This is a genomic window from Nocardia sp. NPDC004582 (assembly GCF_053602115.1).
Map to the genome: position 1 here is coordinate 1 of NZ_JBSGCY010000233.1, position 5732 is coordinate 5732.

The following is a 5732-nucleotide window of genomic DNA, read 5'->3' on the forward strand; positions in this document are numbered from 1 at the left end:
GCGACACCTCGGCGATATACGCGGGCCCGATCACCGAGGCCATCCCGATCCCGATGCCGCCGATGACGCGCCACATGGCCAGATCCCACAGCGCGGCGTGCCCGATCGCCTGCCCGGCCGCCAGCGTCGCGATGGTTCCGGCCAGCCCGTAGCGGGGCCGCACCGAGGCCACCACGACCCCGATCACGGTGCACGCGGCCAGCAGCAGGGCCAGCGCCGAACCGTCGGTCAGCGACGCGCCGCCGCCGAGTCCGTGGGCGAGGATCGCCACCGCTGCCGAGGACGCGCCGACGGCAGCGCCGCGCAGGCGCGCGGTGTGATCCGTCGGTGAGCGCACCACGCCATGCTACGACGTCGCGTCGTTGATGACGTTTCCAGGTGGTATGACCGGCGTCTCCACAACATCTCCACACGCGCGGCGAACGATCTCCACGCCGGTTGCCTAATGTCGGCTGCATGGAAACCAGTGCGCGCCGGATCCTGGTGGTCGAGGACGAGCCGACCATCGCCGAATCGATCGCCGCCCGTTTGCGCGCCGAGGGCTACACCGTCGACCTCGCCCACGACGGGCCCGCCGCGGTGGCGGCCGAGGCGGCCGGGGACCCGGATCTGGTGGTGCTGGATGTGATGCTGCCCGGGTTCGACGGTCTCGAGGTGTGCCGCCGCATCCAGGCGCGCCGGCCGGTGCCGGTGCTCATGCTGACCGCGCGCACCGACGAGACCGACATGCTCATCGGGCTCGGCGTCGGCGCGGACGACTATCTGACCAAACCGTTCTCCATGCGGGTGCTCGCCGCCCGCGTCCACGCCCTGCTCCGCCGGGTGGAACGCACGGCCGCACCGGTGGCCACCATCCTGGTCGGAGACCTGCGCATCGACACCGATCAGCGGCGGGTGTGGCGCGCGGACAGCGAAACCCAGCTCACACCACTGGAATTCGAGTTGCTGGTGCATCTGGCGCGGCGGCCGCGCACGGTGCTGGCGCGGGAGCGACTACTGAGCGAGGTGTGGGGGTGGGCCGACGCGTCGGGCACCCGCGCGGTCGACAGCCACATCAAGGCGTTGCGCCGCAAGCTGGGCGCGGACCTGATCCGCACCGTGCACGGCGTCGGCTACGCCCTGGAGGCCCGATGATCGGCGACACCGAGACCCCGGTGACCGGGGTGCGGGCGGTCGCGAACCGGGTGGCGGCGCGCCTGCCGCGGCCCCTGGACCGGGTGCGGTCGATCAAGGCGAAGCTGGCGATCCTCATGGTCGGCTCGGGTGCGGTCGCGTTCGGCTACTTCGCGATCCGCATCGGCTGGCTGCCGCCGCGCACCACCATCGCCGCCATGCTGTTCGCGCTGTTGTTCTCCCAGGTCCTGGCCCACGGCATGACGATGCCGTTGCGGGAGATGACCGCCGCGGCCAAACGCATGGCCCAGGGCGACTATTCGCGCCGGGTGCGCGCCACCTCCCGCGACGAGGTCGGGCAGCTGGCGGAGGCGTTCAATCAGATGGCCGCCGACCTGGCCGCCGCCGACCAGCAGCGGCGCGAGTTCATCGCGAACGTGTCCCACGAATTGCGCACCCCCATCACCGCTCTGGGCGCGGTGCTCGAGAACCTGGTCGACGGTGTCGCCCAACCCGATCCGGCGACCCTGCGCACCGCCCACGCCCAAACCCAGCGCCTGAGTCTGCTGGTGTCGGAACTGCTGGCCCTGTCGAGTATCGAGGCGGGTGCGGTGCGCCTGGACCGCGAACCGGTGGACCTGGAACCGTTGCTGAGCGAGGTGGTCGCCGAGGCCGAGGTGATGGCCGAGGCCGTGGACCGTCCCGTCCGCTTCACCCTCGCCGTCACCCCCGGCCTCACCGTGCACGCCGATCCCGCCCGCCTGCACCAGGTCCTGCTCAACCTGCTCGACAACGCGACCCGGCACGGCCCCGCCCACGGCGAGGTCCGCGTCCACGCCCATACCGTCCACGCCCACACCGTGATCGAGGTCTCCGACGACGGCCCCGGCATCCCCGCCGCCGAACGCGCCCGCGTCTTCGAACGCTTCACCCGCGGCGGGCGCGCCACCGGCGGCGGCACCGGCCTGGGCCTGGCCATCGCCCGCTGGATCGTGGACCTGCACGGCGGCACCATCGCCGTCGCCGACCCGGGCTCGCGTATCCGCATCACCCTGCCCCCACCCTGACCGGCAGTCTCGTCTCACCCAGTCCCGACCGAGACCCGGCGGCGCACCGCGCTTCCCGGGCCGGTCCCGCACACCCGATGGAGGAACCCATGCCCGACACACCCACACCCCCTCCCGATCCGGCGCCGGATCCGGCGAGCACCCCCGCTCCCGAATCCGGCACACCCGCCGCACGATCCGCCCAGGCGGCTCCTGACTCGGCGCCATCACCCGAAGGGGCTGCCGCTGTTGCCCCCGACTCGGTGACCTCGCCCGGGGGAGCTCCCGCGCCGACTGCCGAATCGGCCACGGCCACCGTGACTTCCGCGCCGATTCGGCAACCGGCGGATGGCGCGTCGATTCAGGATCCGGCGAGTGCCGCGTCCGCCGCCGAGCAGACCCGGCCTGTCGTATCGGCCGTTGCGGAACCGTCGCACACGCCGGTGATGGCGGGCGCCGGGCCTGCTGGCGCCGGTGGACCCGAGCCGTGGCCCGCCGCGTGGCCCGCCGCATGGCCGCCGCCCCATCCCGGCGCGGTACCGCAATCCGGTGTGGCCAGGCTCTATCATGCTGCGCCGCAACCGATTCCGTCGCGATCGGCACGGGTTCCGGTGCCGAACGGGTTGCTCGCCGCCACGGCCGCTGCGGGGTGTGCGGCCGCGGTACTGGTGCCCCTGGACCGTCCCGGCATCGGATGGCTGCTCGCCGGACTGGCGATCGCCGGCACGGTGTACGCGGTCGATCGCGCGGCCCGGAACGCGGAGTGGGACGACGACTACGACGACGAAGCCGACGACTACGACGACGAAGCCGACGACTACGACGACGAAGCCGACGGCTACGACGACGAAGCGGAGTGCGACGACGAAGCCGCCGACTCGGCCCGGAGTGGCGTCGACCGCGCGGATCGGCGTCCGGCGAAGGCCCCGGGCGACCGCGATGCCGCCCAGGTCGACGCCGTGGGGGACAGCACAGCTCGTGTCGGCACCGGTGACAGCCCTACCCGCTCTGGAGTCGGTGACCGCCCTGCCGGTCCTGGCGTCGGGGACATCGTCGACGGTCACGCTGTCGGTGATGCCACCGTGCGTGACGAGAACGCGGGTCGCCCCGCTGTCGCCGATCACGACGAGGTGACCGCGGTACCCGTAGCCGCCGAGTCCGGCACCGACCACACAGTGGCCGAAGCGCATTCGCCGGCGGGGAAGGCGCACGCCGCGGGTATCGGTGGCCTGCTGCCCGCTGGTCTCGGGCAGGTGCCGTGGAGTCGGGTCTGGTGGACGGGCGTGGCCTTGGCCCTGTTGTCGGTGGGCGCGTTCCGGGCCGCGCCGTGGCTGTTCGTGCTGTGCCTGGCGGGCGCGGCGGTGGCCGGTTCGCTGGCGGTGGTGCCGCGTTCGGCGTACGGGATGTGGTTCGACGTGCTCGCGGTGCCGTTCTCGGCATTGAATTCGTGGCCGTGGCTGTATCGGGCGATGACCCGGACCCGGGAACGGGCAGCGACGGGCACCCAGCGCGTGTGGTGGTCGATCGGTGCGGCTGCGGTGCTGCTGCTGATCATGGTGCCGTTGCTGGCGGGCGCCGACGCGGTGTTCGCGGGCCTGGTGAACGGACTGGTCCCGGCCGTCGATGTCCCGGCGCTGCTGCGGTGGGGTGCGGTGTTCGTGGTCGCCGGGTCCGGGGTGGCCGGGGCGTTGTACCTGCTGGCCGGTCCGCCTCCGGCGGCGGCGGACGAGGACCGGTCGCCCGGTCGGGGCGTGCGCCGGTTCTCACCGCTGGAGTGGGGAATCCCGGTGGGCGCGTTGACGATCGTGTTCGCGGCGTTCGTGGCCACCCAGGTGGCGGTGCTGTTCGGCGGCGACGGCTATGTGCAGCGCACGGTGGGCCTCACCTACGCCGAGTACGCGCGCAGCGGTTTCTGGCAGTTGTCGATCGTGAGCCTGCTGACCCTCGCGGTGATCGGGGTCGTGCTGCGTTTCGCGGCGCAGGACGGCGTGACCGAGTGCCGCTGGCTGCGGATCGCGATCGCGATCGTGATCGGCCTGGTGCTGGTGATCGTCGCGTCGGCGCTGCACCGCATGTGGACCTATCAGCAGGCGTACGGCTTCACCCTGCTGCGGCTGCTGGTGGAGGTGTTCGAAGGCTGGATCGCCCTGGTGTACCTGCTGCTGCTCGCCAGCCTGGTACGCCTGCACCGATACTGGGTGCCGCGGGTGGCGGTCGGCGCCGCGCTGGCCACCCTGCTCGCGTTGGCGGTGCTGAACCCGGAGGGTTTCGTCGCCGACCGCAATATCGCGCGCTGGCAGTCGGGCAAATCCCTCGACACCGCCTACCTGTCGAACCTGTCCCCGGACGTACTGCCCGCGACCGACCGGCTGCCCGAACCCCAGCGCTCGGCCATCGCGAACCCCATCCGCGAACACCTGCGCGGTGACTCCTGGCAGGGCTGGAACCATTCGCGCGCGACCGCGACCCGATGAGGCTCAGTCGACGGCGACCGGATTCCAGGTCCGGCCCGCGTCGCGGGTGACCAGCAGCGCCGCGGGCGTGTCGTGATGGCTCATGATCACGAAACCCGTTGTCGGTGAGATGAACTCGCCCGCGCTCGCGGTCGCGCCCGGCTCGGGGGCGGTGTAGCCGGTGGTCCAGGTCTCGCCGCCGTCGGCGGAGGCGAGCAGCCGGTTGTCGACGGCGGCGACCAGGTGGGTGCTGTCGGCGGGGATCAGCTCGGCGACCAGCGACAGCGACGCCGTCAGCTGCCCGGTCTCGGTGAAACTCGCCCCGCCGTCGGTGGAGGTCATCAGATGAGTGGTGGCCGAATCGCTGGTGCCGGGCCCGGATCGCCCGCACAGCGCCAGCACCCGGCGTTCGCTCAGCGCCTGCCAGTCGGCGGGCCCGTTCGTCCCGCACGGCAGCTTCCAGGACAGCCAGGCGCCGTCCACCAGCCGCGCCCCGGCCACCGTCCGGTTGGCGACCACCATCCACGCCCGGCTGCCGGCCGCGGCGACCCGGGCCGCCGGATCGGGCCCGCCGCCCACCGCGACCGGCAGGTCGGCGGTCTCGCTCCAGGAGTCGCCCCCGACCGGACTGCTGAACAGCACCGGCCGCTCACCGGGCTGCACGGCCGCGATATAGGCGGTGTCCGCGGCGACGGTCACCTGCCAGGCGTCGTTGACGGCGTGCACGTCGAGATCGACCGCCCGCCAGCCGGTCCCGCCGTCATGGGTGGCGAACAGGGTGCTCCCGGCCCGGATCCAGCCATTGCGGGCATCGGCGAAAGTCACCCGGCCGCCCGCGGCCCCGGCCTCACGCAGCGGCGCCGGGAGCGGAACCTGCTGCCAGGTGCGGCCGCCGTCGGTGGTGTGCCGCAGCGCCGGACACCCGGCCCCGGTACAGGGGGTGGTGCGGCCCAGCACCCAGCCTTCGTCGGCGGAGACGAAACTGATCGAAGCGGGTTCGAAGCCAACCGGATCCGGCCGCGTGGCGGCCGCCTTCTTCAACAGCAGCTCGTGCTTGAAACTGCGCGGGATCTCCACCGCCCGCGGCGGCTCCACCGCGGTGCCCTCCGGCGGCAGCTCG

3 protein-coding genes and 2 pseudogenes are annotated in these 5732 nt (G+C 72.7%); 3 read left to right on the top strand and 2 right to left on the bottom strand.

Features of this window, described 5'->3' with window-relative positions; translation table 11 throughout:
• Nucleotides 1-337 (bottom strand): annotated as a pseudogene (locus ACWELJ_RS32915) (hypothetical protein); the annotation flags it as partial.
• A 119-nt stretch (nt 338-456) separates the two neighbouring features.
• On the opposite strand from ACWELJ_RS32915, the gene ACWELJ_RS32920 reads away from it, so the two are divergent.
• The 3 genes from ACWELJ_RS32920 (at nt 457) to ACWELJ_RS32930 (ending at nt 4633) form a co-directional block, all read left to right on the top strand.
• Entirely contained in the window at nt 457-1134 is a 678-nt protein-coding gene (locus ACWELJ_RS32920; protein ID WP_452369981.1) for a response regulator, read from the top strand.
• A 116-nt stretch (nt 1135-1250) separates the two neighbouring features.
• On the top strand, nt 1251-2180 hold the full coding sequence (locus ACWELJ_RS32925) for a HAMP domain-containing sensor histidine kinase (protein WP_452369983.1): 930 nt from the start codon (nt 1251-1253) through the stop codon (nt 2178-2180).
• Nucleotides 2181-2770: 590 nt separating this feature from the next.
• Nucleotides 2771-4633, top strand: coding sequence for a DUF4153 domain-containing protein (locus ACWELJ_RS32930; protein WP_452369982.1), 1863 nt, complete (start codon nt 2771-2773; stop codon nt 4631-4633).
• Between the two features lie 3 nt (nt 4634-4636).
• Here the strand turns inward: ACWELJ_RS32930 and ACWELJ_RS32935 are convergent.
• Nucleotides 4637-5732 (bottom strand): annotated as a pseudogene (locus ACWELJ_RS32935) (hypothetical protein); the annotation flags it as partial.

Excerpts from the sequence above, each read along its gene's own strand:
- ACWELJ_RS32920 (WP_452369981.1), top strand. The coding sequence starts at position 457 with ATGGAAACCAGTGCGCGCCGGATCCTGGTGGTCGAGGACGAGCCGACC.
- ACWELJ_RS32925 (WP_452369983.1), top strand. The coding sequence starts at position 1,251 with ATGGTCGGCTCGGGTGCGGTCGCGTTCGGCTACTTCGCGATCCGCATC.